Source organism: Marinobacter sp. LA51 (genome assembly GCF_030297175.1).
Taxonomy (GTDB): Bacteria; Pseudomonadota; Gammaproteobacteria; order Pseudomonadales; family Oleiphilaceae; genus Marinobacter; species Marinobacter apostichopi.
This window is the reverse complement of sequence record NZ_AP028070.1, coordinates 572,941-599,497: the sequence shown is the minus strand read 5'-3', so window position 1 is coordinate 599,497 and position 26,557 is coordinate 572,941. Positions and strand designations below refer to the sequence as shown.

Annotated in this window: 19 protein-coding genes, 1 tRNA gene and 1 pseudogene; 11 read left to right on the top strand and 10 right to left on the bottom strand. The window is 58.8% G+C overall.

The features are described from left to right. Window positions 1-96: 96 nt before the first annotated feature. Window positions 97-714 (top strand): glycerol-3-phosphate 1-O-acyltransferase PlsY, encoded by a 618-nt coding sequence (gene plsY / locus QUE89_RS02660; protein ID WP_286221744.1) that lies wholly within the window; start codon window positions 97-99, stop codon window positions 712-714. A 32-nt stretch (window positions 715-746) separates the two neighbouring features. Here plsY and tsaD read toward each other — a convergent pair whose 3' ends face one another. Beyond that, entirely contained in the window at window positions 747-1,802 is a 1,056-nt protein-coding gene (tsaD, locus tag QUE89_RS02655; protein ID WP_286221743.1) for a tRNA (adenosine(37)-N6)-threonylcarbamoyltransferase complex transferase subunit TsaD, read from the bottom strand. Window positions 1,803-2,039: 237 nt separating this feature from the next. Here tsaD and rpsU point away from each other — a divergent pair, with 237 nt between their 5' ends. From rpsU to QUE89_RS02635, 4 genes are all read left to right on the top strand, one after another. Next, a complete protein-coding gene (gene rpsU, locus QUE89_RS02650; RefSeq protein ID WP_007153483.1) occupies window positions 2,040-2,255 on the top strand; it encodes a 30S ribosomal protein S21 in 216 nt (71 codons plus the stop codon). Window positions 2,256-2,408: 153 nt separating this feature from the next. Further along, entirely contained in the window at window positions 2,409-4,136 is a 1,728-nt protein-coding gene (gene dnaG, locus QUE89_RS02645) for a DNA primase (protein ID WP_286221742.1), read from the top strand. Between the two features lie 119 nt (window positions 4,137-4,255). After that, window positions 4,256-6,103 carry an RNA polymerase sigma factor RpoD gene (rpoD, locus tag QUE89_RS02640; protein ID WP_286221741.1) on the top strand — a complete coding sequence of 616 codons (1,848 nt, stop codon included), beginning with the start codon at window positions 4,256-4,258 and terminating at the stop codon, window positions 6,101-6,103. A gap of 97 nt (window positions 6,104-6,200) precedes the next feature. Beyond that, window positions 6,201-6,277 (top strand) — tRNA-Ile (locus QUE89_RS02635). Window positions 6,278-6,398: 121 nt separating this feature from the next. Here QUE89_RS02635 and QUE89_RS17425 read toward each other — a convergent pair. Further along, window positions 6,399-6,488 (bottom strand): annotated as a pseudogene (locus QUE89_RS17425) (PEP-CTERM sorting domain-containing protein); the annotation flags it as partial. A gap of 943 nt (window positions 6,489-7,431) precedes the next feature. Here QUE89_RS17425 and aupA point away from each other — a divergent pair. The 4 genes from aupA to QUE89_RS02610 all read left to right on the top strand — a co-directional run bounded on the left by aupA (window position 7,432) and on the right by QUE89_RS02610 (window position 15,042). Beyond that, on the top strand, window positions 7,432-8,769 hold the full coding sequence (gene aupA / locus QUE89_RS02625) for an alkane uptake protein AupA (protein WP_286221739.1): 1,338 nt from the start codon (window positions 7,432-7,434) through the stop codon (window positions 8,767-8,769). Between the two features lie 61 nt (window positions 8,770-8,830). Next, the gene (locus QUE89_RS02620; RefSeq protein WP_286221738.1) at window positions 8,831-12,109 is read left to right on the top strand and encodes an Ig-like domain-containing domain; all 3,279 of its coding nucleotides are present in this window, start codon (window positions 8,831-8,833) and stop codon (window positions 12,107-12,109) included. A gap of 154 nt (window positions 12,110-12,263) precedes the next feature. Further along, window positions 12,264-14,558, top strand: coding sequence for a molybdopterin-dependent oxidoreductase (locus QUE89_RS02615; RefSeq protein ID WP_286221737.1), 2,295 nt, complete (start codon window positions 12,264-12,266; stop codon window positions 14,556-14,558). Window positions 14,559-14,577: 19 nt separating this feature from the next. Further along, window positions 14,578-15,042, top strand: coding sequence for a DUF2489 domain-containing protein (locus QUE89_RS02610; RefSeq protein ID WP_286221736.1), 465 nt, complete (start codon window positions 14,578-14,580; stop codon window positions 15,040-15,042). Between the two features lie 330 nt (window positions 15,043-15,372). Here QUE89_RS02610 and QUE89_RS02605 read toward each other — a convergent pair whose 3' ends face one another. The 3 genes from QUE89_RS02605 to QUE89_RS02595 all read right to left on the bottom strand — a co-directional run bounded on the left by QUE89_RS02605 (window position 15,373) and on the right by QUE89_RS02595 (window position 19,864). Next, window positions 15,373-16,737 (bottom strand): HDOD domain-containing protein, encoded by a 1,365-nt coding sequence (locus QUE89_RS02605; RefSeq protein WP_286221735.1) that lies wholly within the window; start codon window positions 16,735-16,737, stop codon window positions 15,373-15,375. A gap of 84 nt (window positions 16,738-16,821) precedes the next feature. Next, complete coding sequence (gene recG, locus QUE89_RS02600) at window positions 16,822-18,897, bottom strand: ATP-dependent DNA helicase RecG (protein WP_286221734.1); 2,076 nt, start codon at window positions 18,895-18,897, stop codon at window positions 16,822-16,824. A gap of 7 nt (window positions 18,898-18,904) precedes the next feature. Further along, window positions 18,905-19,864: a hydrogen peroxide-inducible genes activator gene (locus QUE89_RS02595; RefSeq protein ID WP_286221733.1), complete on the bottom strand. Its 960-nt coding sequence runs from the start codon at window positions 19,862-19,864 to the stop codon at window positions 18,905-18,907. A 76-nt stretch (window positions 19,865-19,940) separates the two neighbouring features. Here QUE89_RS02595 and QUE89_RS02590 point away from each other — a divergent pair, with 76 nt between their 5' ends. Then, the gene (locus QUE89_RS02590) at window positions 19,941-20,807 is read left to right on the top strand and encodes an NAD-dependent epimerase/dehydratase family protein (protein WP_286221732.1); all 867 of its coding nucleotides are present in this window, start codon (window positions 19,941-19,943) and stop codon (window positions 20,805-20,807) included. An 85-nt stretch (window positions 20,808-20,892) separates the two neighbouring features. Here QUE89_RS02590 and QUE89_RS02585 read toward each other — a convergent pair whose 3' ends face one another. The 5 genes from QUE89_RS02585 to QUE89_RS02565 all read right to left on the bottom strand — a co-directional run bounded on the left by QUE89_RS02585 (window position 20,893) and on the right by QUE89_RS02565 (window position 25,590). Continuing rightward, a complete protein-coding gene (locus tag QUE89_RS02585; RefSeq protein WP_041340926.1) occupies window positions 20,893-21,279 on the bottom strand; it encodes a RidA family protein in 387 nt (128 codons plus the stop codon). A gap of 101 nt (window positions 21,280-21,380) precedes the next feature. Next, window positions 21,381-23,525, bottom strand: coding sequence for a RelA/SpoT family protein (locus QUE89_RS02580; RefSeq protein WP_286221731.1), 2,145 nt, complete (start codon window positions 23,523-23,525; stop codon window positions 21,381-21,383). 168 nt (window positions 23,526-23,693) lie between these two features. Then, window positions 23,694-23,906: a DNA-directed RNA polymerase subunit omega gene (rpoZ, locus tag QUE89_RS02575; RefSeq protein WP_041340923.1), complete on the bottom strand. Its 213-nt coding sequence runs from the start codon at window positions 23,904-23,906 to the stop codon at window positions 23,694-23,696. Between the two features lie 89 nt (window positions 23,907-23,995). Next, the gene (gene gmk / locus QUE89_RS02570) at window positions 23,996-24,622 is read right to left on the bottom strand and encodes a guanylate kinase (protein ID WP_286221730.1); all 627 of its coding nucleotides are present in this window, start codon (window positions 24,620-24,622) and stop codon (window positions 23,996-23,998) included. A gap of 101 nt (window positions 24,623-24,723) precedes the next feature. After that, complete coding sequence (locus tag QUE89_RS02565) at window positions 24,724-25,590, bottom strand: YicC/YloC family endoribonuclease (RefSeq protein WP_286221729.1); 867 nt, start codon at window positions 25,588-25,590, stop codon at window positions 24,724-24,726. 187 nt (window positions 25,591-25,777) lie between these two features. On the opposite strand from QUE89_RS02565, the gene rph reads away from it, so the two are divergent. Then, window positions 25,778-26,494: a ribonuclease PH gene (rph, locus tag QUE89_RS02560; protein WP_138440433.1), complete on the top strand. Its 717-nt coding sequence runs from the start codon at window positions 25,778-25,780 to the stop codon at window positions 26,492-26,494. Window positions 26,495-26,557 lie beyond the last annotated feature (63 nt).

Genomic DNA, 26,557 nt, shown 5'->3' with positions numbered 1-26,557 from the left:
ACAACCAACGGATACTGTGATAACGCTGGCCTGTTTTACTGGGTCGGCATTTTCGCACACTACACCCTGAGACGTCTCCGCCTTCGAGCCGACACCATGACCCTCGCCTCCACACTCACCACCACACTGTCCAGCGACCCAGTTGTCACCGTTGTGCTCTGCTTTGCCGCCTACCTGGCCGGCTCGGTGCTGTTTGCGCTGCCGGTGTGCCGACTGTGGAAGCTGCCCGATCCTCGGGCCCAGGGTTCTGGCAATCCTGGTGCCACCAATGTTTACCGCACCGGCGGCTGGGCGCCTGCCCTGACGACACTGGCACTGGATGCCGCCAAGGGCTGGCTCCCCGTCTGGCTGGCCCACAACCTGGGGCTGTCGGTGATGGCACAGGCCATAGTGGCGCTGTGTGCCGTTACCGGCCACATGATCCCCGTGTTCTACCGCTTCAAGGGTGGCAAAGGCGTGGCGACCGCACTGGGCGCAGGCCTGGCCCTGGCGCCGATAACCACCTCGCTGATGGCAGCCATCTGGCTGCTGGTGATCTGGCGCTGTCGCATCTCGGCACTGGCATCCCTGATCGCCATCGTCTCCGGCCCGATCATCAGCGCCCTGATCGAACCCGATACCCTGGCCCTGTTCGGCCTACTGGCACTGCTGATCGTGGTTCGGCACCGGAATAACCTGATCCGACTGGCTCAGGGCCGGGAAGCCGGCCTTTAAAGCGTCAATCGTCCGCCAGGACAAGGCGTGGGCTAATCCACCAATCCGGTTGAGCGCGGCTCGGTAATGGCCGGCAAGGTATTCATCGGCCAGCGCGGAACCGCCACAATTCGCTCACCATCCTGCTGCCCGGCCCGCAAGCGCTGGGCTCCGGCATAGGCAATCATGGCCCCGTTATCGGTACAGAATTCCGGCCGGGCGTAGAAAACCCCAGCCTGCAACTTGGCGGTCATGGCTTCCAGGGCGGTGCGCAAGCGCTTGTTGGCGCTAACACCCCCGGCGATGACCAGACGCTTGCAGCCGGTCTGTTCCAGGGCACGCCGACACTTAATGGTGAGGGTCTCAACCACAGCGGTTTCAAACGCCAGCGCGATGTCGGCGCGGGTCTGATCATCAAGACCGTCCGCATCCCGGGCTGCACTGACGGTATTCAGGGTAAAGGTCTTCAAGCCACTGAAGCTGAAATCCAGACCCGGGCGGTCGGTCATCGGGCGGGGGAATCGATAGCGGCCCGGCGTGCCCTGCTCGGCCAGTGCCGCAACCCGCGGCCCACCCGGGTAATCCAGCCCGAGCATCTTGGCGGCTTTATCGAAGGCCTCGCCGGCGGCGTCGTCCACGGATTCACCCAGCATTTCGTAGGCACCAATACCATCTACCCGCACCAACTGGGTGTGGCCTCCGGACACCAGCAGGGCGACAAACGGAAAGGCGGGCGGATTGTCCTCCAGCATCGGCGCCAGCAAATGGCCCTCCATGTGATGCACACCCAGAACCGGCACTCCCAGGGCGAAGCCCAGAGAGTGAGCAACCGAGCCGCCGACCATCAGCGCACCGACCAAGCCTGGCCCGGCCGTGTAGGCAATGCCTTCCAGGTCAGCCCGAACCTTGCCGGCCTGGGCCAACACCTGATCGCACAACGGCAGCAACTTGCGCACATGGTCGCGCGATGCCAACTCTGGCACCACGCCACCGTAGTCCGCGTGCATGTCGATCTGACTGAACAGGGCGTGCGCCAACAGCCCCTGTTCGCTGTCGAACAGGGCCACGCCGGTTTCATCGCAGGAGGTTTCAATACCGAGAATCAACATAATATCCGGGCCAGGTTTATAGGCATGTGTGGAAAACGCCGCATTTTAGCAGAAACCCGAAACGCCCTGTCAGATTCATCTGAACAATCATTGACCTTGCCATAACCCAGGCGCTATCATTGCCGCCCTAAAATATGCACTGGTCGAGTTTTAGCCAATCTGACCAGGGATCGAACCGGTCTGGCGCTGCCAGGCGGATTACATTGAAACCGAATCTATCAGGTAGGTGATTTCCGAATGCCAGCTGTTAAAGTGAAAGAGAATGAACCGTTTGACGTAGCACTGCGTCGCTTCAAGCGTTCCTGCGAAAAAGCGGGTGTACTTTCTGAAGTACGTCGTCGCGAGCACTACGAGAAGCCGACCGCTGTTCGTAAGCGCAAAGCAGCCGCTGCCGTTAAGCGTCATCTCAAGAAGCTTCAGCGGGAACAGCGCAAGTTCGAGCGTCTGTACTAAGTTTTATCGACGCCGCTTGACTGCAAAGCACTGATTGCCTGTTCAGCCGCAGGCTGCACAGAGCGACTTCAAAAATGCCGCCGAGGCCTGGCTTCGGCGGCATTTTTGGCTATGGCTGAACCCGACACAAGTCCCGGTTGATCTGGAGTCTCCATGAGTGGACTGATCCCTCAACGTTTTGTTGAAGACCTGCTTGATCGCCTCGATCTGGCAGAGCTGATCGGTTCTCGCATCACACTCAAGAAAGCCGGCGCAAATTACAAGGCGTGCTGCCCGTTTCACGATGAAAAGACGCCGTCCTTCAACGTGCGTCCGGACAAGGGCTTTTACCACTGCTTTGGCTGTGGTGCCCATGGCGATGCCATCAGCTTCATTCGTGAATTCGAGGGCATCGGCTTCACCGAAGCCGTTGAAGAACTGGCCAAGCGGGCCGGCCTGGAAGTGCCTTACGACAAGGCCGCCAAGCAGGAGATCCAGCAGGCCCGAACGCTGACCGACGCGCTCGATTTTGCCAGCCGGTTCTATCAGTCCGCACTGACCAGCCAGCAAGGCGCCTACGCCCGGGATTACCTGCAACAGCGGGGCCTGGACGACGCCATCGTGCAGCAGTACCAGATTGGTTACGCGCCTTCGGCCGGGACCGCCCTGTTCGATGCTGCCAGCAAGGACTTGAAAGGCCCGTTGGTAGAAACCGGCACGGTCTCCGACAAGTACGGGCGGCCCCGGGATCTGTTCCGCAATCGGGTCATGTTCCCGATCCGCAACAGCCGGGGCAAGACCATTGCCTTTGGTGGTCGGACCCTGGGTGACGACAAGGCCAAGTACATCAACTCTCCGGAGTCTGATGTCTTTCACAAGAGCCGGGAAATATACGGCCTGTTCGAAGCCAAACAGGCGGTAAGGCAACTGGACAAACTGCTGGTTGTCGAAGGGTATATGGATGTCATTGCCCTGGCCCAGCACGGCATTCACTACGCCGTCGCAACGCTGGGCACGGCAACCAACCAGGACAGCCTGACTGCCCTGCTCCGGCAAGTGCGGCACATCGTGTTCTGCTTCGACGGCGACCAGGCCGGGTTCAGGGCAGCTGACCGCGCCATGGACAACGCGCTTGAGCTGATGGCCGACGGCATGCACCTGCAATTCCTGATGCTGCCCCAGGGCGAGGATCCGGACACGCTGGTGCGCAAGGAAGGCCAAGAGGCGTTCCAGGCTCGGATTGACGGTGCCACTCCGCTGTCCCGCTACCTGTTCGACCGACAGAGTGAGGGCCTGGACCTGCAGCTACCGGAACATCGGGGCGAATTGAGGGCTCGGGTAGAGCCGCTGCTGAACAAGATGCCGAAGAGCACACTGCGGGATGCCATGTGGCACGAAATGCTCCGGCTTTGCGGTGGCCGCAATCAGTGGCAAAACCGGCCGAAGAATCAGGGCGGAAACTGGAAAGACGGTCGTCGGGACCGCGTCGCTGAAGAGCGCATTGATGTAAAGCTCAGCAAAGACAGCATCTTGTGCCTGGCACTGCTGGAAGCACCGGAAATGGCCGCCGAAGTGGTCGAACTGTCGCGGAGCTCGCGCCAGTTCACCCAGTCCCGCAACTTCGCCAGCTGGATTCTCGATCAGGAAGTCCGGGATCGGAAATCACTGGTGCGTTGCCTGGCCCTCGATGGCCAGGCCCGGGACCGCTTTTTCCATCTGTTTGATGGCATTGAGCACATTCCCGCCAGGGAGAGCACACTCGAAGCGGCACGGGAATTACTGAGCCCGAACGAAGAATCATCGCGACAACAGCGGCTTGCGGCTCTGTTGCGCAACTTCTCGAACCTCACAGCCGAGGAACGGAAGGAATTACGAACCCTGAGTAGTGGTACTCAGGAGTAACAGGACTTGAAACTAGACGCATTGATCACCATCTAACCATTCGGTGGCAGTGCGACCGAGCGACAGCTATAATGGCTGTTTCACTTTTTTCCTTCTCAAAGCGAGTTCACAGGGTGTCTATGTCAGGCAATTCGCAAAAATCACGTTTAAAAGACCTCATTGCACGAGGCAAGGAACAAGGTTACCTGACTTACGCCGAGGTAAACGACCACCTCCCGGAAGACATTGCCGACCCGGATCAGGTCGAAGACATCATTCGCATGATCAACGACATGGGTATCCAGGTAACCGAAGAAACACCGGATGCCGATACCCTGCTGATGACCGAAGGCGACTCCACTGCGGACGAAGCCGCTGCTGCCGAAGCCGCAGCTGCACTCGCCGCGGTTGAAACCGATGCCGGCCGCACCACCGATCCGGTGCGTATGTACATGCGTGAGATGGGTACCGTAGAGCTGCTGACCCGTGAAGGCGAAATTGTTATCGCCAAGCGCATTGAGGAAGGCATTCGTGACGTCATGGCTGCCGTTGCCCACTTCCCGGGCACCGCGGGTACCGTGATTCAGGCGTACAACCGCATTATCGAGAACGAAGGCCGCATCAGCGACATCGTCACCGGTTTCCTGGACCCGGACGACGCCGAGCCATTCATGGGCGAGGAAACTCCAGCCGCCAGCACTGACACCTCCAGCTCTTCATCCGACGATGACGACGATGACGAGGAAGAAACCGAAAGCGGCCCGGATCCCGAAGAGACCCGGCTGCGTTTCGAACTGCTGACCGAAAAACTGGAAGCAGCCGACAAGGCACTGGCCAAGCACAGTCGTGGCGACAAGAAAACCCAGGAAGCTCTGAACGAGCTGGGCCAGGTGTTTGCCCCGTTCAAGCTGGCCAACAAGGCCTTCGACGAGCTGGTCAACGTGGTCCGTTCCACCAACGTGCTGGTGCGCGAGAACGAGCGCGCCATCATGCAGATCTGTGTCCGCGACTGCAAAATGCCGCGTAAGGACTTCATCAAGTCCTTCCCGGGCAACGAGACCAATCTGGACTGGGCCGAAAAGATTGGCCGGAGCAAGAAGCCGTACGCCGCGCCAATGTCAGAGCGCATTGACGAGATCGTTCGCCTGCAGAAGCGCATCCAGAACGTTCAGACCGAAGTGGATCTGGACGTGGCCGACGTCAAGGAAATCAACCGTCGCGTTTCCATCGGTGAAGCCAAGGCCCGCCGTGCCAAGAAGGAAATGGTTGAAGCCAACCTGCGACTGGTTATCTCCATCGCCAAGAAGTACACCAACCGCGGCCTGCAGTTCCTGGATCTGATCCAGGAGGGCAACATCGGTTTGATGAAGGCCGTGGACAAGTTCGAATACCGTCGTGGTTACAAGTTCTCAACCTACGCCACCTGGTGGATTCGTCAGGCCATTACCCGCTCCATCGCGGACCAGGCCCGCACCATCCGTATTCCGGTGCACATGATCGAGACCATCAACAAGCTCAACCGGATCTCCCGCCAGATGCTGCAGGAGATGGGCCGCGAGCCCACGCCGGAAGAGCTGGGTGAACGCATGGAAATGCCGGAAGACAAGATCCGTAAGGTCCTGAAGATCGCCAAAGAGCCGATCTCCATGGAAACCCCGATCGGTGATGATGAAGACAGCCATCTGGGCGACTTCATTGAAGACATCCAGGCACTGTCTCCGGTGGATTCAGCGACCGCCGAAGGCCTGCGTGAAGCCACCCGTTCGGTTCTGGCCGGCCTGACCGCGCGTGAGTCCAAGGTACTGCGCATGCGTTTTGGTATTGAAATGAATACCGACCACACTCTGGAAGAAGTCGGCAAGCAGTTCGACGTTACCCGAGAACGCATTCGTCAGATCGAAGCCAAGGCTCTGCGCAAACTGCGTCATCCGTCCCGCTCCGATCACCTGCGTGGCTTTATCGACGATCAGGGCAATCCTCAGGGATAAGGCCCACAACAGTAGCGGGCGCCTCACCTCACCGGTATAATGGCGCCCGCTCTGTTTCCCTTCCCGGAAACACCTTTCAAAACAGCAAGTAGCACACGGGCCTATAGCTCAGTTGGTTAGAGCAGGGGACTCATAATCCCTTGGTCGCTGGTTCGAGTCCAGCTGGGCCCACCATTCTCTCCTTGATACTCACTTCTTTTGCGTTACTTGGCAGGTTTCCGCCTGGGCGCTTTGATACCGCTCTAATACGAAAATGCCCCGGAAGGACCGAGGCACTTGTTCGCACGATGATACGTCACGCTATTTTCAGTCGACGCCTGTACCCTAGTGCCGCCAGTCCAAGCCCCAGAAGGGCCAGCGAGCCGGGCTCGGGCACCTCAAAGGTTCTGCCTATCGGCGCAATGTGGCTGATCTCGTACTCATCACTCGGCAAGTTGAACCCTGCTGCAATTAGCGACGTGTCGATAACCGCCCAATCCTGATTGAAGGCATTTTGGAACAGCCCGTACCACTGCGCATTCTTTATAAAGAAATACTCTGTCGGGCTCGATAATTCGAAGGCGATTACCGAAGAGCTGCCATCCACTTTGACGAATGACTGGTTTTCAACCTTGTCACTTTCCACGTAGGTCGTCGTGCTCCCTAACAAATTATTGATCCAGCAAAGCTCTGTACTTGGGCTGTTACCAGTGCCACAAGGACCAAGCGCATTCAGATTATCTGTCTGACCAACCAGCGCATCCGCACCCCCGACATCCTCCAGACCTACCATGTAGGCATGAGCCGGAGCAATCCAAGCAAACGTTAGCGCGATTACTATTGATCTTGTTAATGCATTCATCCTCGTACCCCCCCACAAAGGGACTATCAAGGCCAATGACCTCCCTGCATCAATTGCAGGCCCTGGACGCGAACCATCGTCAAGACCGCCATTAAAAACTTGCCGTGTACCTATACGCGCTAACGAATCAGAGGCATAACATAGGCCAAAAAAGCACTAACAGTGCAACTTCAAGGGGATAAACATCAGCCCTAAAAAGCCCTCAATTCCAGTGTAAAAATTCTCGACACAGTATGTCTGACTTTCATGACCTGAAACGCCAATCTGATGGTCGACACTATAAGAGGCAACATCAAACTCTGCTTTCTGAATTTTAGTCAGACAATCCGTCAGAACTGATCATAAAAACACAAGCCTGTGTCAAAAAAGCCAAGGCCCTCATCAAGCGGGCCCAATAAACTGGCTTCGAAAACTAAAAAGAAATATCCGTGTTCCATGAAAGGACACAGCTCAAGAACAAAAAACAACGACATAATGGAGTGTATCAATGCCTTCCACCTCCCGATTTTCAGTACGGGCGATGTCCCTGGCCGTTGCAACGGTTTCCACTGGCCTTTCCCTGTCTGCCGCTGCCAGCATGGGTAATCTCGGCACTACCTACGGTGTCATGCCGGTCGACGTTGCGACGGCGCAATCTCTGTCCATGTTCAATGACCAGGTCTCAGCTACTTACTACAACCCGGCCTACCTCACCAAGGACAGTCGGGGTGAACTGACCACCGGCATCCTGCACGCCGAGCAGGAGCTGAGGTCGGCCAACCCGAACGCCAACAGCGACGTCCTGTCGAACTCGCCCAGTCAGCATGTGCTGATTGGCATGAAAACCAACCTCGGCTCACTGACCCGCTCCAAACATCCGATCTACCTCGGTTTCATCGCCGGCGTCGAGAAGTACGGCAAGGAAATGCTGGCCTTCCGCTCGGAGACCACTGAAAGCGGACAGTTCCTGCAGTATGGCAAGGAGCCGCTCTTTCTGAACATTGGCGGCGCCACCCCGATCTGGCGGGGCATCTCCGCCGGTGCCTCGGTCCGGATCACCCTGGAGGCGGCGGCCAACCTAGAAGCAGTCTCTACCCTCGGTGGTGAAACCAGCCGGGAACGTCTGGGCGTTAATGCGGAGCCGTCCCTGAAAACCATCCTCGGCACCAGCATGGACTTGGGAAGCACCTTCTGCCCCGACTCCGAGTGTTTCCTGGATGGCTGGGAGACAGCCCTGACCTACCGCACCAAATCGGCTGCGTCCACTGCCGTCGACTCCAACATCATTGTGACCCAGACCATTCCCGACCCGGGCCTGAGCCTGGCGGTTTCCACCATCGACTCATTCCAGCCGGAAACCATTGGCATCGGGGCTCAATACCGGACTGAAAACTGGCGAATCGGCGGCTCTATTGAGCAGCAGAACTGGTCTGAGCTGGAGGATGAGTTCGCCTCCGACACCATCAAGGATCAGGAATCCCAATCGCCGGGCGACCGCATTCAGTTCGACGATATCCTCATCCCCCGTCTTGGTGCGGAGTACCAGCTGAACAAGAACTTTGCGGTACGAGCCGGCGTTGCCTTTGAGGAATCACCCCTCAAGACCACTCGAAATCCGGAGATCAACTACCTCGACACCGACAAAATTGTCCTCGGACTGGGCCTGAGCGCCACTTATGATCGCACCCGACTGCTCGCCTATCCGGTTCGACTCGACGTGGGCTATCAGTACCAACAACTCCAGGACCGGGACTTCACCCTGGTGGATTACGACGGCAATGAGACCGACGTGACCGCCGACGGCGATGTTCACGTCATTAGCGGCTCCATCACCCTGAAGTTCTGAGTGCCTGACGTTTTCAGCCTCTGAATTCCTGAGCATCCAAGCTTTGAGGAGAAGTTCTGCCATGAAATACAACAAGACCCTGGCACTGATACCCGCGCTTCTGTTTGCTGCCTGTGGTGGCGACGAACAGAGTGTGACCAAGACAACACCTGGCTCGGTAGTCTACTCCTACCCGGCCGATGGCCAGACCGGCATCAGCCCGGCCGCGGACATTGTGGTTCGGTTTTCCCACGCCATCACCGACACCGAGGCCGATCTGAAGGAGAAAATCCGGGTCACAGACGGGACCACCCCGGTAGACTTCACCGTCACGAAAGTGGATGGCGGACACAGTCTGAAACTGACACCGGCAACGGCCCTGAGTACCGGAACAGACTACTCGGTGATGTTCCAGGATCCGCTGCTGGCCGAGGAAACCAGAACCATCATCACACCCAACGCCCATGGAGCTGAAGGCATTCAGTTTTCCACTCGTGGCGGTTTCACCGGAATCGCCAGCCTGGACAACAGCGCCAACAAATTTGCGGTAGCGGAAATGGTTCCGGCTCCGGATAGTGAATTCCAGCCGATGAATTTCTCCACCTTCCGTCTGGCCCTCACCCACCCGGTGCATCCAAACTGGCAGGCCATGGGCGGCCAGATTCGCCTGGAAGATTCAGCCGGTGAAACCGTGCCTGCCACCGTTTTGGTGGATGGCCGCCGCATCACCGTCGATCCCTGCACCGTCGAAGCCCGGGAGCTCTGCGGCACCAAGGACGATGCCCTTGCCGCCGGCCAAAGCTACACGCTACGGATTCAGAACTTGCCGAGCCACACCACCGGCGGAACCCTGGATTTCAGCAAACAGTTTAGCGCCCGCGAAACCGGCCCGACCGTGGTGCTGTTCCAGGAGGTGATTGACTCCGGCATGCTCGCCGGCACCGGTGAATCCGGTGCCCGAAAATCCCGGCTCAATGGCCAGATTATCAATGGGGTCACCCTGAATTCAGTCCTGCAAGGCGTAGCCGGACCTTCTCAGCAGACTGGAGGCCTGTTCGCCGAACTGGCCTACGCGCCATCCTTTGACGCCGATGAACCCCTGCCCCTGCGTGTGCCGAAAGGCAGCGTGCTCACCAGCAGCAGCCTGGATGTAAAGATCAATGGCAGTGTGCCGGTGATCAACCCCAGGACCGGCCAGATGCAGACCACAGGCAATATCAAGGTGACTATGCTCTCAGACGCCACCGGTTACCTGAGCCCCAATCCGTACACCGACGATCTCAATGCGCCACGGCACGTTAAGCTGTTTATGGATGTCTCCATGAACACTGAGGAAGCACAGCCGAACGCCGCTCTGTCCCAGGACCTGCTCGGGGTCGAATTGAGCGGCATTGCCATCGTGCAGGAGGGAGTCCTCACCATTGATGCCATCGGTGTGGTCGAACCTGAGCTGTTGGGCCAGGAATACACCGATGCCACTATCGCCTTCCGGATTGAGGCGGCCACCGATGCTGATTCCGCCCTGGATGCCGAAGAATTGTATGAACCCGACAGCACTAGCCCACAGCTCGTCAGCTGGATGCCAGGCCCCGCGGATGCCATTCCAGCCACTCGCCAGTCAATGCAGCGACCCGGCGACCCGGTGATCCTGAACTTCGACGAACCGCTGGACGGCAGGACCATCGCCTCAGGTATTACCCTATTCGAGGATGGCCTCAAGCTCGAAAACCTGGATTCAAAACTCGACGGCACCGCGATCGTTTTGAATCCCAAGGGCGGCCTGAAACATGGCAGTGAATACACCTTGCAGATTGAAGGTCTGAAAGATCTGGCCGGCAATGCTGCTGCGACTCAGAGTCTGAACTTTGAGCTTGAGCCAATTGAGAATGAAGCCTCTCCAGTCACTCAGCGCTCTCCGCTTGCCTTGACGACCTATCCTGGATATCCCTGCGTCACCGAGAATCGGCAACTAGCAGACGACAAACATGGCTACTGCATTGACAAACTCAGTGAAGAAGGCAGCGAACTTCCCAAGGACAATGAGGGCAACCCTCAATCTCGGGACATTCTTCCGGTAACCACCATGCCGGCGGATCGACCGATTACCGTTGTGTTCTCCCAATCCATGGATCTCGGCTCGATCCGGGCCGGCGAAACCCTCCTTGTTCAGAAGGTTGATGAAAGCGAAACCGTGCTTGAGGAAGTACCCGGCCGACTGGAGAAAAACAATCAGAGGGTCAGATTCTATCCCGACTCACCTTGGGAGCCGGGCACACTGTATCGCTACACCATGGTGTCGGCAGAAAACGGGGACTGCACGAACGTTATTTGCGGTGAAAACGGCATGGCACTGCAGACCGACCTGCTTCTCGACCCGACCGACAATGGTGGCGAACCGCTTTCCATCTATTTCCGCGGTACAGACGCGACGAACACCGTGTTCGCCCCCCTTCGAAATCTTCCCATACGGGACACCAACTCGAACTTCATCATCGACGAAACCATCGAACCATTTAACGCGATTGCTGAGGCATTCGATGCCGGTGGCGAGATTCTCAGCTTCGCCACGCCACCCAATGCGACAAAACTCATTATGAACGGCAATGCGGTTGTGCTTGGTAACGACGGCGACCCCGAATCACAAGCCAATGCCCGCGTGGGTTGCAGCTATGTAGGCGAAGAATGCCCGGATCAGAAGTTCATTTACCAGACCTATGGTCTGAACACCGAGATCATCGGCCCGGAAATTGATCCATCGACAGGGAAACCAACCGGCAACATTCGCGTGTTGCTTTACCCCACTATGCTGGCCACGACCTCAGCAACTGTCTGGTACGATCTGCTGGGGCCCTCGGAGTCTGTTACTGGACCACAAGTCCTGCGAATGCGATATGGCCAACCAACAGAAGACAATCCAATGGGTCTGGTTGAAGGACTGATTGTGGAAGACGAGAACGGGCGGCCGGAATTCCGCACCCAGGCAGACCTTATGTTGGATGCCCCGAACCTTCACTTACCGCTGGAAGGCCTGCTTGCGCACAACTTGTTCAGCTATCCGTTCACCCTCAACCTTAAGGGCGAAATAACGTTCTTTGACGACGGAAGGATGCAGATTGAACAGCGCAACTCCAACCTCCCTGAAATAACCGTGGACGTCGCCGGGAGCTCTGACGCAGCAACCGGGTTTGTTGGTTTCATCAGTTGTCTGGGAGGCATTTTCACGGGCAATGGCTTTGATGCCTGTGAAGACGTAGCCTCCGGCAAAGGCAAGGCCGTTCAGCTACCACTGATGATTCCCGAACAGGGCGTCTACCTGAACTTCATCTCCAACCCGGTGAAGGAAATCCCTGCCCAGCAGTAACTTCAGGCTTTTACCCTTTCAGGCCAGCCTTCGCGGCTGGCCTTTTTGTAGCCAACACTGGCTGGAGAGCTTTTCCCATGCCCGGGCTTTCCTGCTAATCTCGATGCAACCCCAAGCGCCACAACAATAAGATCCCGCCAGAAGAGAGGGCTCCATGGATAACGGTACCCATCACCGCACATGCCACCTGTGCGAAGCCATGTGTGGCGTCGCCATCGAAGTGACCAATGGCCAGATCAGCTCGGTCAAAGGCGACGAAGACGACCCATTAAGTCAGGGCTATATCTGCCCCAAGGCGGTCGCCCTGCAGGACCTGCACAACGACCCTGACCGGTTGCGCAAGCCGGTGCGCCGCACGGATTCCGGCTGGCAGGAAATGGAATGGGACGAGGCCTTCGACCTGGTGGCGCACAAGCTGCATAAGACCCGATCAGAATTCGGCCGCAACAGCATCGGTGTCTACCTGGGCAACCCCAACGTGCACAACCACGGCGCCCTCGTGGCTACCCTGCCATTCCTGCGCGCCATCGGCAGCCAGAACCGGTTTTCGGCCACCTCCAACGATCAGCTTCCCCACATGCTCGCCAGTCTGGAGATGTTCGGACACCAGATCCTGTTCCCGATTCCGGATATCGACCACACCGATCTGTTTATCTGCATTGGCGCCAACCCCATGGCCTCCAATGGCAGCTTGATGACGGTTCCGGATTTCCGGGGCCGGATCAAACGCCTGCACGAGCGCGGTGGCCGACTCATCGTGGTCGACCCTCGGCGAACCGAAACCGGCAAGCTGGCAGACGAATTCCATTTTATCCGGCCTGGCAGCGACGCCTTGTTGCTGATGGCCATGGTGAACACCCTGTTTGCCGAAGATCTGGTTGAACTGGGGCCGGCCGAGCATCTGGCCAAAGATGCTGACCTTTTACGTCTGGCGGCATTGGCGTTCACCCCGGAAGCGGTCAGTGACCACACTGGCATCACCGCTGAAGCCGTCCGCCAGCTCACCCGCCAGTTGGCCAATACCCCAAAGGCCGCACTGTACAGCCGGATGGGCACCAGCACCCAGCGCTTTGGTGGCCTGGCGACCTGGCTCACCTACTGCCTGAACATCCTCACCGGCAAGCTCGACACACCGGGCGCCCTGCTGTTTACCCAGCCCGCCATTGATCTGGTGACGCTGGGGGCCCTGGGCGGGCAAAGTGGTCATTTCGGCGCCCGCCACAGCCGGGTAAAAGGCCTGCCGGAGTTTGGCGGTGAGTACCCGGCCAGCACTATGGCCGATGAAATCCTGACTCCCGGCGAGGGCCAGGTTCGCGCATTCGTAACCGTGGCCGGCAATCCGGTGCTGTCCAGCCCCAACGGCACCCGCCTGGAAAAGGCCCTCTCCGGCCTCGATTTCATGGTGTCGGTGGACTACTACCTGAATGAGACCACCTGCCACGCCGATGTAATCCTGCCGCCGACCGCGGCCCTGGAACGCAGCCACTACGATCTGATTTTCAGCATGTTCGCAGTACGGAACGTCGCAAAGTACAGCGAGCCCCTGTTTGACGCCGGCCCGGACAGCCGCCACGACTGGCAAATCCTGTTGGAGCTGGCACACCGACTTGAGAAACACCGGAACGGCGGCCGCCTGCCCTTGCGCTCGGAACTGGGCTGGCGCACTTTCAAGCAGCTCGGACCGGACCCGATCCTGGACCTACTGCTCCGATCCGGGCCCTATGGCACCGATGGTGGCCGTGTCCGCGGCCTGGTACAGCCAGCGGTGGACCTGATTCTCGACATATTGCCCGAGCGCCATCCCGTACGTGCGCTCACCAAACTCAGTCCGCTGAACCGAAACTGGCAGGCGCTGCCAAAGGGCTTGTCGCTGGCGGCATTAAAGGAGGTTCCCAGTGGTGTGGACCTAGGGCCGCTGCAACCGTCCCTGCCCGACCGCCTGTTTACCCGGGACGGCATGATTCATCTTGCGCCACGACGCTACCTTAACGATGTCGAGCGCCTGCATCAGTTCCTGCAGGAGCCGGTCAACACCGAGTTGCTGCTGATCGGACGCCGCCACGTGCGCAGCAACAATTCCTGGATGCATAACAGTCAGCGCCTGGTTAAAGGCAAGGACCGCTGCACACTGATGATTAACCCCAAGGACGCCAGCCGGTTGGGCCTGCAGGCGGGCAACTCCGCGCAGATCAGCACGGACACAGGTACCATCGTACTCCCGGTGGAAATCACCGAGGATCTGATGCCCGGTGTGGTCTCCATTCCTCACGGCTGGGGCCACGATCGAGTTGGCACCAGGCAAACAGTGGCCAACGAAAACGCCGGGGCCAGCATCAATGACGTACTCAGTGATGAGCAAATTGATCCGCTGGTGGGCACCTCCGTATTGAATGGTCAGGTCGTAACTGTCAAAGTCTGGCGGCCTGATCGCCAACGCAAACAAGCCTGACCAAGACGAGGAGACGAGAATGCCCCAGTGGCTGCAGTGGACCCTGATTATTGTCGGCGTGATTGCCATCGCCTTGCTGCTGGTATTTATCAGACGCCAGTCCAATACCCTGTCTGAAAGCCGCCTCCGCCAGGAAAAGGCCGATGCGTTCAATCAGAAGCGACGCGAAGATATGATCTCGAGTATTCAGGTGATTGCCATGGCCGTGGAATCGGACCAGGTTGAGTATTCCGAGGCGTGTCTGCGCCTGAAGGGCTTGCTTGATCACGTGGCGCCGGAACTGCTGGAGCAGCCGCCGTTTTCGGTGTTCCAGGACGTGCACGAGAAGCTGAAACACATGCCGACACACCAGGCCCGGCAGGACACCGATACCCGCTTTGTGGAAAAGTTGGACAAGGAGCGGTTTGAGGTGGAAAAGGCTTATGCGGAAGAGATCAAGCGAGCCGCGACCGCCATTCGCCACCACCCGTTCGACGCCAGCTAAACACTAGGCCGACGGCCGGGCTGCACTCACCGAGTTTTGTAATTTTTTGTAAAACTGGATCTGAGCGCGGCCGGCTGTTTCGTTATTGAATCAACCGGTTAAGAGTCTCGAAAACTGTGACATCCGTCTCAATTTACCCAATGCACGGCCGATGGCTTTTCTTTTCGGCTCCTTTGACTAAATTGAAAACAAGGGCGCTGCCTTAATCTGCGACGGCAACAGCTCTTTGTTGTTTTCTCCTGATAAGTTTGGACGACTCTGCAACAAGCGGGTGAGCTTGCCGGCCTTAGGGCCGGCTCTTTTTTGGCGGGAAAAAGGGAAGGCAGTAACTCAGGGACTCATCATCCCGGCCATGGCCATGATGCTGTCCTTACTGCTGACCAGCTCATCAAATTGTGCCTCGACCGCATCCCGATCCAGTCCCAATTCGTCATAGAACGATTGCGGCACCGCTTCACCCGCGCCCAGAGCGACACCGCGAGCGGTCAGCAGCTGACGTCCTAGCCAGAGCAGCTTGGCATAGACCTGGCAATCGCCATCGTAGGCCGGATTCTTCTGGAAACGGATGGCCAGCGTGACCTCATCGGGCATGCCCCAGTTCTCCATCAGCTGGGCCGCCATCTGTTCCCGGGTAATGCCCAGCAGGTAGTGTTCGGTCACTGAGGAATCAATGTCCGGGTTTACCTCCAGCGAGCGACACACCAGCTTGAAGTGAGGGGGAAACACATGGCCCAGCACCAGATGACCAAAGTTGTGCAGCAACCCGGCCAGGTAGGCCAGACCAAAATACGGTCGCTGCCCTCTCGGCATCATGCTGGCGAGCACGCCGGCTGACTGGGCCTGCCAGATCGCCTGCTGCCAGTAATCCACGTAGCCTTCCGGGTGATCCTGGGGCTGTTTCAGCGCGCGGCCCAGAGACAGCCCCATGGCCAGGTTCATCACCAGGTCGAAGCCCAATACCCGCGACACCGCATCATGGACTGAACGAACCTGCCCTGCGGCCGCGTAAAATGAGGACGAGGCCCAACTAACCACTTGCGCCGCCAGACTGGGATCGCTTTCAACGATGTCCACCAGGTCGCCCATGACTGCATTCGGGTTCACCCGCAGGTGAATAATGCGCTGCGCGGTCTCCGGCAACGGCGGCAGTTCAAGGGTGTCTTCCAGGCGCTGTTGAATGCGTACACTGGTAAACTTCTTGAGTGCAGTGTGCAGCTGCTCCCGGTCCCGCTCGCTGTCATCGAGATTAACCTCGATGGATTGCGGATCTGTGGTGAAACTCCAACGCTCGGCTTTACTGGTCAACGCCCGAAAGTCGGCACCGGGCATCACCATCGCGAGATCGTGTTCCTCTAACTCCAGGGCGACAGCCGACATGTCGTCAACCCGGCTGTCGACCACGGTCGGCCAACCGGTGAGAGATGGCAGGGCTGGCAGTTCCTTCAAGCCAGCCCGCTCACGGACACGTACCTGTTCGCGGCGCTTCATCAGCCGGAAATCGCGACTCAGACGTTTGTTCAGCGCCTCCAGGTCGATCAGATCGTGTTTCCGGCATATCACCTGGAGGTTACCGGCCGTGTCGCTCAGCAAAGCCATGCGCAGGAGTTCTTCTCCGTTCGCCTGGCTTGCGTTGCGCAGCGACACGCCCGAAGCAGAAGCCCCAAGTGCCTGCTGGACTGCGACAGGTAGTTCCATAGTGTTTGCTCCTGATTGTTGCTAAAGGCCGGCACGCGGTCCTTTCCTTAGAGAGTCTGGGTCAGTATAGGGCAAGGCGCTCGGTCACACGTCGCCGTAGCGAATTTTTTCGCCCAGCCATCGCCGGATCAGGGCGTCAACCCGCTGCCGGTCGCCCATTAAGGCCGGCGCCATTTCCCGCACCGGCTCAATCCAACCCTTGTCCCGCTCAAAGTCCGCCAGCCGGAACTGCATCATGCCGGTCTGTCTGGTACCCAACACCTCTCCCGGGCCGCGGATCTCGAGATCCTTTTCGGCAATGACGAAACCGTCCTGACTGTCCCGCAGCGCCTGTAGTCTCGCTTTACCGTTATTGGACAGGGGTGGGTGGTACATCAACACACAAAAACTGGCCTGCTCACCTCGCCCTACTCGCCCCCGTAGCTGATGCAGCTGTGCCAGGCCAAGGCGTTCAGGGTTTTCAATAATGATCAGAGAGGCGTTCGGAACATCGACGCCAACCTCAATAACCGTGGTCGCCACCAACAGATCCAGCTCACCATTCTTGAACTGTTCCATCATCGCGGCTTTCTCCACCGCTTTCAGGCGACCATGGACCAGGCCCACCTTGAGATCTGGCAGCCGCTCCGTCAACTCCTGCGCGGTCACTTCCGCCGCCTGGCATTGCAAGGCCTCAGATTCCTCAATCAGGGTGCATACCCAATAGGCCTGGCGCCCCTCGTTGCAGGCACTGCGAACACGACCGATAACGTCTTCCCGACGGCTATCGGGGATAACAATGGTCTCGATGGGCTTACGCCCGGGCGGCAGTTCGTCGATCACCGACGTATCCAGATCGGCGTAGGCGCTCATGGCAAGCGTTCTGGGAATGGGGGTCGCGGTCATAATCAGCTGGTGTGGTGCAAGCGAGCCGCCCACACCTTTCTCCCGCAACGCCAGACGCTGATGCACCCCGAATCTGTGCTGCTCATCAACAATGACCAATGCCAGACGATCAAATACCACGTCGTTCTGGAACAGGGCGTGGGTGCCAATCACCACTGTAGCCGCTCCCGACCGGACTGCTTCCAACGCCTGCAGTCGCGCTTTACCTTTTACCTTGCCAGACAGCCACGCCAACTCAATACCCAGAGGCTCAAGCCAGCCACGGAAGTTCTGGTAATGCTGTTCAGCAAGGATTTCAGTCGGCGCCATCAGCGCCACCTGGGCACCCGCGGCAATCGCCTGCAGAGCCGCCAGCGCGGCCACCACGGTTTTACCGGAACCGACATCGCCCTGGACCAGTCGCAACATGGGCAGCGGCTGGCTCAGATCCTGACGAATGTCGGTCATCACGTGGCGCTGGGCCCCGGTCAACTTAAATGGCAGGGAGTCGAGAAATTGATCGGGTAAATCGCCGGTGGGTAACAGCGGCAGCGCTTCCCGGGCCTGGATTTGCTCCCGCACCTGCAGCAGGCTGAGCTGATGCGCCAGCAACTCTTCCATCACCAGCCGCTGCTGAGCCGGATGCCGGCCTTCCATCAACAGAAGCACTGGCGCATCGGCAGGAGGCGAATGCACCAGTAGAACCGCCTCGCCGATGCCCGGCAACTGATAATCCGCCAGCAATGACGATGGCAACCAGTCCCGAATCGGATAACGCTGCAGATAACCCAGTGCCTGCTGGCACAGTGCCCGCACTCGAGGCTGCTGAATGCCCTCGGTAAGGGGATAGACCGGCGTCAGCGTGGCCTGACCTTCCGCCGGCATCGGCGGTGGATCAACCTGGTATTCGGGGTGGTAGAACTCGTAACCGGCACGGCCCGGACGGACTTCACCGAAGCAGCGTACCCGCGCGCCCTGGGTCAGCTGGTTCTTCTGGGCGGCGTTGAAGTGGAAAAACCGCATTACCAGGAAACCGCTGTTGTCCTTGAGGGTAACCTGCAGACTGCGGCGACGCCCCATCACCAGGTCGGCCTTCATGACCTCACCTTCCACCACGGCCACGTCGCCAATCCTGAGGTTGCCCATGGCCACCACCCGGGTGCGGTCCTCGTACCTGTGCGGCAGATGGAACAGCAGATCCTGCAGCGAGGCAATTCCCAGCTTGCCCAGCTTTTCGGCCAGGGCGCTGCCTACGCCCTTGAGCTGGGTAACCGAGATGTCATCCAGCGACGTCATGCAGGACTCAGGCGCTCTCGGCCACGGCCGGGGTATCCGTCTTGGCTTTTTCGATGACCCGGCACTGGCTGGCCGCCAGCGATAGCATATCGATGGCCTTGGGCCTCGGGAAAGTCACCCGCCAGGCCAATGCAACCGTGCGGAAGGGTACCGGCGGGGCAAAACGCCGCACCGCCAGAATGTCTTCGTGGTACTGCATGGCCGTCGCCGCCGACAGCGGCAGTACCGTGATACCCAGCCCCGACGCCACCATGTGACGAATGGTTTCCAGCGAACTGCCCTCAGTCACCAGCGCCGGCGCGTCGACATCGACACGTCGGGTTACGGCCTCAACCAGGGGTGGACAGGATTCCAGCACCTGATCCCGGAAACAGTGACCCGGGCCAAGCAACAGCAACTGCTCCTTCGCCAGCTCTTCGGCGGTCAGCTCATCCTTCTTGGCCAGCGGGTGCTCGGCCGGCAGCAGCACCACGAAGGGCTCGTCGTAAAGTGGCAGGGTCAGCACTTCGGGCTCTTCGAACGGCAGCGCTATGATGATGGCGTCCAGCTCGGACTGGCGCAGCTTCTGCCGCAGCGTGGCCGTGTAGTTCTCTTCAATGTACAGGGGCATCTGCGGTGCCGCGCGCCGCAATTCTGGCAGGAGATGAGGGAACAGGTAGGGACCGATGGTGTAGATAGCGCCTACCTTCAGCGCGGAATTCAGCTGATTTTTACCGTCCTGGGCCATGTCCTTGATCACCCCGACCTGGTCCAGCACCCGCTGCGCCTGCTCGATGATCCGCTGCCCGGTTTCGGTGACCCGGATACTGCTTTTACTGCGCTCAAACAGCGGAATACCCAGCTCGTCTTCGAGCTTCTTAACGGCCACACTGAGTGTCGGCTGGCTGACATGGCAGCGCTCGGCCGCACGGCCAAAATGCCTTTCGCGGGCAAGCGTAACGACGTATCGTAACTCGGTGAGAGTCATGGTGAGCTCCGGTCAGGTGGATACGGGGCAATAGTTCACTAATTTATGGGTTCAAGCATAAGGATTGAGATTGTCTATGGCAATGACTGAACGCACCAACACGCCCCGGATTCTGGTGGCCGGCTGTGGCAAACTTGGGGGCGCCATTGCCAGCCTGCTCAGCGACTCGGCAACCGTGTTTGGATTGCGCCGAAATGCGGCTCAGGTTCCGGCTGGCATCCAGGGTGTAAAAGCCGACCTGATGGCACCGGAGTCCCTCGAAAAAGCGGCTCCGGAAAACCTCGACCTTATCGTCTATTGCCTGACTCCCGCCAGTTACGACGAACAGGGCTATCAGGATGCCTACGTCAACGGGCTCTCAAACCTGCTGGATGTGGTCAAGGGTCAGCCACTGGCACGCCTTGTCTTCATCAGCAGCACCAGCGTCTACTCCCAGGATGATGACAGCTGGGTGGACGAAACCAGCCCGGCACAGCCCAGTCGCTTCAGCGGCGAACAGATTCTGGCGGGTGAGCGCACGGCCCTGGACAGCGGACACCCGGCAACCATCGTGCGGTTCAGCGGTATCTACGGACCCACCCGGCAAAGATTTCTGGACGAGGTTATCGCCGGGCGGATGGCGCCCAAGAAACCCGCGCCCTTCACCAACCGCATCCATGAAGACGACGCCGCCCGAGTGGTTCAACATCTGGCGCTCAAGGCACTGGCTGGCGAGTCACTGGAGTCGCTCTATGTCGCCAGCGACAGCGAACCGGTGCGATTGGATGAGGTGGTGGAATGGGTACAGGCGCACACTGACTGCGCGTCACCGGTCGACGACGCCCGCACCGGTGGACGCGCGGGCAGCAAGCGGTGCCGCAACCAGCGTCTGCTGGCGAGCGGTTTCGAGTTCCGGTTCCCGGACTTCCGGGCCGGCTACCGAGCCATGATCGCCGGGCGATAACCAATCGATAGCCGGGCAACAGCCACAAAAAAAGGCGGCCGAAGCCGCCTTTTTTTCACTGATTCCGAGGGCTAGGCCCAGGGCTTCAGGTCAATACCATTACCGCTTCCATCTCAACCGGCACCCCTTTGGGCAGCGCTGAAACACCAACGGCAGCGCGGGCCGGATACGGCTCTTCAAAGTAGGTCGCCATGATCTCATTGACGGTGGCAAAGTTCTCGAGGTCCGTCATGTAGATGTTGAGCTTGACGATGTCCTTCAGCTCGCCGCCGGCCGCTTCACAGACCGCCTTGAGATTCTCGAACACTTGGCGGGTCTTGGCGGCAAAATCCCCGGCAACCACTTCCATGGTTTCCGGCACCAGCGGAATCTGACCAGACAGGTAGACCGTGTCACCGGCTTTTACTGCCTGCGAGTAGGTACCAATCGCCTGCGGGGCGTTTTCAGTCTGGATAACGGATTTGTTGGTCATGACTTGGGTATTCCTCTCTTCCAAAACGCCAATCGTCACCTCTGGGCGCGGCTGCTGTCAACCAGACGTTGGGGGAGATGGCTTACGCCGGACCGGGCGGGTCAGTGACGGACCCGCCCGATGTGGGTCACGGCCCGGATGTTCTTCACCCGCCGCATGACCCGGGCCAGGTGCCGGCGTCCGTTCACATGCAGAACCAGGCTGACGATACTGAACTTGGCGTTCTGCTCTTCCACGTTGATGCGCTCGACGTTGCCATCGGCCATCGCGATGGCGTTGGCGACTTCTGCGATCACACCGCGTTGGCGCTCCAGCTCAACCCGAAGCTCGACCGAGAACTCGTCGGCAATGTCCTTGGCCCACTTGAGGTGGGTGAGTCGGGCCCGGCCTTCATCGTCCTCCGGCAAGCGGGAGCAGGTGTCAGAATGAATCACCATGCCCTTGCCGGAATCCATCATGCCCACCACCGGATCACCCGGTATGGGTTTGCAGCAACTGGCAAAGCGCACCAGCAGGCCTTCCGTACCACGAATCGTGACCGGGCTGTGCTCGCCGCTGCCATGCACCTCTTCCGCCACCTCGGCAATGGGGGGCGACTCGGCTCCGGTCACCAGCTGCCGCGCCACCAGGTAGGCCATGCGATTACCCAGACCAATGTCAGCAATCAGGTCATCCAGACTGTTGACCTGATTGTGATTGACGACGGCCTGAACCTGCACATCGCCGATGTCCGCCAACCGGGTACCAAAGCCTTTAAGGGATTTCTTCAACAGGGTCTTGCCCAGCTCCAGTGACTCTGCCCGTTTTTGATGCTTGAGCACGTGGCGAATGCTGCTGCGCGCCTTGCCTGTTACCACGAAGCTGAGCCAGGCAGGGTTCGGCCGGGCGCCTGGTGCGGTGATGACCTCCACCGTCTGCCCGCTCTGCAGCGGCTGGCTTAAGGAACTCAGGTTCCGGTTGATCCGGCACGCCACGGTAGCGTTACCGATATCGGTATGGATGGCGTAGGCAAAGTCCACCGGCGTGGCACCGCTGGGCAGTTCCATGATCTTGCCCTTGGGAGTGAAGACATAGATCTCGTCCGGGAACAAATCGACCTTCACGTGCTCGATAAACTCCAGGGAGTCATCGGCGCGCTCGCGCATCTCCATCAGCCCTTTCACCCAGCGGTCTACCCGGGCCTGATTGGCGTTGGACACGCTGCTCGGTTCGCTTTTGTACATCCAGTGGGCGGCGATGCCGTTGTTGGCAATATGCTCCATCTCCTCGGTACGGATCTGGATCTCGATATTCACGTGCATGCCAAACAATGTGGTGTGGATAGACTGATAGCCGTTGGCCTTGGGCATGGCGATGTAGTCTTTGAACCTGCCCGGCAGCGGCTTGTACAGGCTGTGCACCGCACCCAGGATGCGGTAACAGTCGTCTTCGGTGTCGGTAATGATCCGGAACGCGTACACGTCCATGATTTCATGGAAGGATTTCTGCTTGAACTTCATCTTGTTGTAGATGCTGTTCAGGTGTTTCTCGCGACCCAGGATGCGCCCGGGCAAGCCACGCTCTTCCAACTTTTCCTGCAGCTTGCCGCGAATCTCTTCAATGATCTCGCGATGGCTGCCCCGCAGCTTGTCGACAGCCTTGGAGATGTACTTGGAGCGCATGGGATAAAGCGAGGAAAAGCCGAGGTCTTCCAGCTCGGTACAAATGGAATGCATACCGAGGCGATTAGCAATAGGGGCGTAGATATCCAGGGTTTCGGTGGCGATGCGCTGGCGCTTTTCGTAGGGCATGGGGCCCAGCGTACGCATGTTGTGCAGGCGGTCGGCCAGTTTTACCAGGATAACCCGAATGTCCCTTGCCATGGCGAGGGTCATCTTCTGGAAGTTTTCCGCCTGCGCTTCCGCCCGGGACCGGAATTCAATCTGGGTCAGCTTGCTGACACCGTCGACCAGCTCGGCCACATCGTCGCCAAACTGCTCGGCCAGGGCATCCTTGGGAATGCCGGTGTCTTCGATGACGTCGTGGAGCATGGCCGCCATCAGGCTCTGATGGTCCAGCCTCAGGTCGGCCAGGATATGGGCAACGGCCAATGGGTGGGTGATGTAGCGGTCACCGCTTTTGCGCATCTGCCCTTCGTGGGCCTGTTCGGCATAATAGTAGGCGCGTCGCACCTGATTGATGCGATTGGTATCCAGATAGGTACTGAGCTCTTTCGCCAGACCCTCAACCGTAGCCTCTGCCGACACCGCGCCTCCGTATATTTATGAAATCCAGGGACAAAAAAACCCGAATGCACGCATCCGGGTCCTTCCTGATCCTGCCAACAACGTCCGTTCTATAGCTACACTATAAAGCGCCGAGACAGATTTCAATGCTTCCGAGGCGCGGATACGTATTTGTACCCGTACCTGAGGTCACTCGTCGTCGTCTTCCTGCAACAACTCACGACCTACTTTGCCTTCAGCGATCTCGCGCAGGGCGATAACTGTCGGCTTGTCGTTCTCTTCAGCCACCGCCGGTTCCGCACCTTTGGTCGCAAGCTGACGGGCACGCTTGGTAGCCAGCATCACCAGCTGGAAGCGGTTATCAACGTTTTCCAGACAATCTTCAACGGTAACTCGTGCCATAACTTCCCCGAAAATAAAATGACTGATCTAGCAGACCGCGTAGTTTACTGCGCCCGGCTCAATTTGTATACAGCAACAAGCACCATAAACTACTGCGACAACTGGGCCAGCAGCTCGCTGTGGCGATCCTGCTGGACCCCGATCCGCACCCGCTGACTGCGGACAATGGCCAGCAGATCCGCCAGCGCCACCTCGAAGTCGTCATTCACCACCAGGAAATCGAATTCCAGAGCGTGCTGGCACTCTTCCCTGGCCTCGGTCAGGCGACGCTCCACCACGTCCGGCGCGTCGGTACCACGCCCGGTCAGACGCTCCCGGAGAGTTGCCGCCGACGGCGGTACAATGAAAATGCTGACGCACTCGGGCATCAGCCGGCGCACCTGTTCCGCGCCCTGCCAATCAATTTCCAGGATAACGTCCTGGCCTCGGGCCAGGGTTTCGCGCACCCAGATGTGAGAGGTGCCGTAATAGTTGCCGAACACATCGGCGTGCTCCAGGAACTCACCCCGCGCAATCATCGCTTCAAAATCCTCGCGACTCACGAAGTGATAGTTCACGCCATCCCGCTCGCCTTCGCGCATCGGCCGGGTCGTGTGGGAAATCGATACACCCAGTTTATCGTCGTTGCCGAGCATGGCGGCCACCAGACTGGTCTTGCCAGCACCGGACGGCGCCGAAATAACGTACAGCGTACCCTGTTCTACTGTCGGGCTCATGAACAAACAACTCCAACCTGCATGTATTCAATAGCCCCACTGGATTCCCAGCGGCGCCTGGAAAACGCCGGATTATACGGTTTTCGGGCGGTCTCCGCACGTCACTCCAGGTTCTGCACCTGCTCGCGCATCTGTTCGATCAGCACTTTCAGATCCACCGCCGAGCGGGTCACCCGGGCATCAATACTCTTGCTGCTAAGGGTGTTGGCTTCGCGGTTCAGTTCCTGCATCAGAAAATCCAGCCGACGACCAATGGCATCGCCACCCTTGATGGTATCGGTGACTTCGCCAACGTGAGCATCCAGGCGATCCAGCTCCTCGGCCACATCACTCTTCTGGGCCAGCATCACCATTTCCTGAGCCACGCGCTCGGGCTCCAGCTCAACACCGGCCTTCTCAAATCGGCTGCGCAGGTTTTCTTCCTGGGCCACGAGCAAGTCCGGCATCAGTTCACGCACCTCGGTTACCAGCCGGGTCATGGTGGCCAGGCGGTCATCGAACAACGGCCGCAACCGCTCGCCTTCCCGCTCACGCACCGTCACCAGCTCTCGCACCGTGTCTTCGAACAGAGCCTTGGCGGCGTCCTTGACCGGACCAAAATCCTGCTCAGTTACCGACAGCACACCCGGCCAGCGCAGAATATCCAGGGCGCTGATGTGTGCCGGGTTGTCCAGAATCCGATTGACGTGATTGGCGGCCTCGTTGACCGCCTTCGCCATGTCGTCATTAATTTCAAAACTCTGTGACGCCTTGTCCGCCGACTGCAGTCGCATGGACACGTCGACTTTGCCACGCTTCAGCTGCTTGCGAAGCTCCTCCCGGAACGGATTTTCCAGCTCTCGAAACGCCTCGGGCAAGCGGAACGAAGGCTCCAGGTAGCGATGATTGACCGTGCGAATTTCGCACGTCAGCGTACCCCAGTCTCCCTGAACATCCTTGCGGGCAAACGCGGTCATACTTCGAATCATGGCAACTCCGGTCATGGTGGAAGACAGTGAATCGAGTTTAACAGGCTCTGAACGCCCTCGGCGAGCCTGACCGCTCCGAAGTCAAACCGACTTGACCGACGTGTTATACTGCCCGCCCTTTCGAAAACTCAACCGGGATCATCCCGGACATCAATCCAGACACCAACCACAGAATTCAGGATTAACTATGCGACCAAGTGGCAGAACGCCCGAGCAACCCAGAGACGTTCGAATCACCCGGAATTACACCCGTCATGCCGAAGGTTCGGTACTGGTGGAATTTGGTGACACCAAGGTGATCTGCACCGCCTCTGTCGAGAACAAAGTACCGCCCTTTCTCCGTGGCGAAGGCAAAGGCTGGATCACCGCCGAATACGGCATGCTGCCGCGCTCAACCGGTAGCCGCATGGGCCGCGAAGCCGCACGCGGCAAACAGGGCGGACGCACCGTCGAAATCCAGCGTCTGATCGGCCGTTCCCTGCGTGCTGCCGTTGACCTGAGCGCACTGGGCGAGCACAGCATCACCATCGACTGCGACGTTATTCAGGCTGACGGCGGCACCCGCACCGCGGCCATCACCGGCGGCTGTGTGGCCCTGGTCGATGCTCTGAACCACCTGGTGGCAGAAAAGCGCCTGAAGAAATCACCGCTCAAGCAGATGGTCGCGGCCTTCTCCGTGGGCGTTTACAAAGGCACGCCGGTCGTTGATCTGGATTACCCGGAAGACTCCGAAGCCGAAACCGACATGAACGTGATCATGACTGACCAGGGCGGGTTCATTGAGATCCAGGGCACTGCCGAAGGTGCACCGTTCGTGAAGGATGAACTGGACAGCATGCTGGACCTTGCGAAGACCGGCATTGAGCAGCTGTTCGAGATCCAGAAGGCAGCGCTGGAAGGTTAAAGAAAACTGCAGAGTCTGGGCATTGGCGTAGGGCCTACTGCCCAGACTGTTGGAGGCCATGGA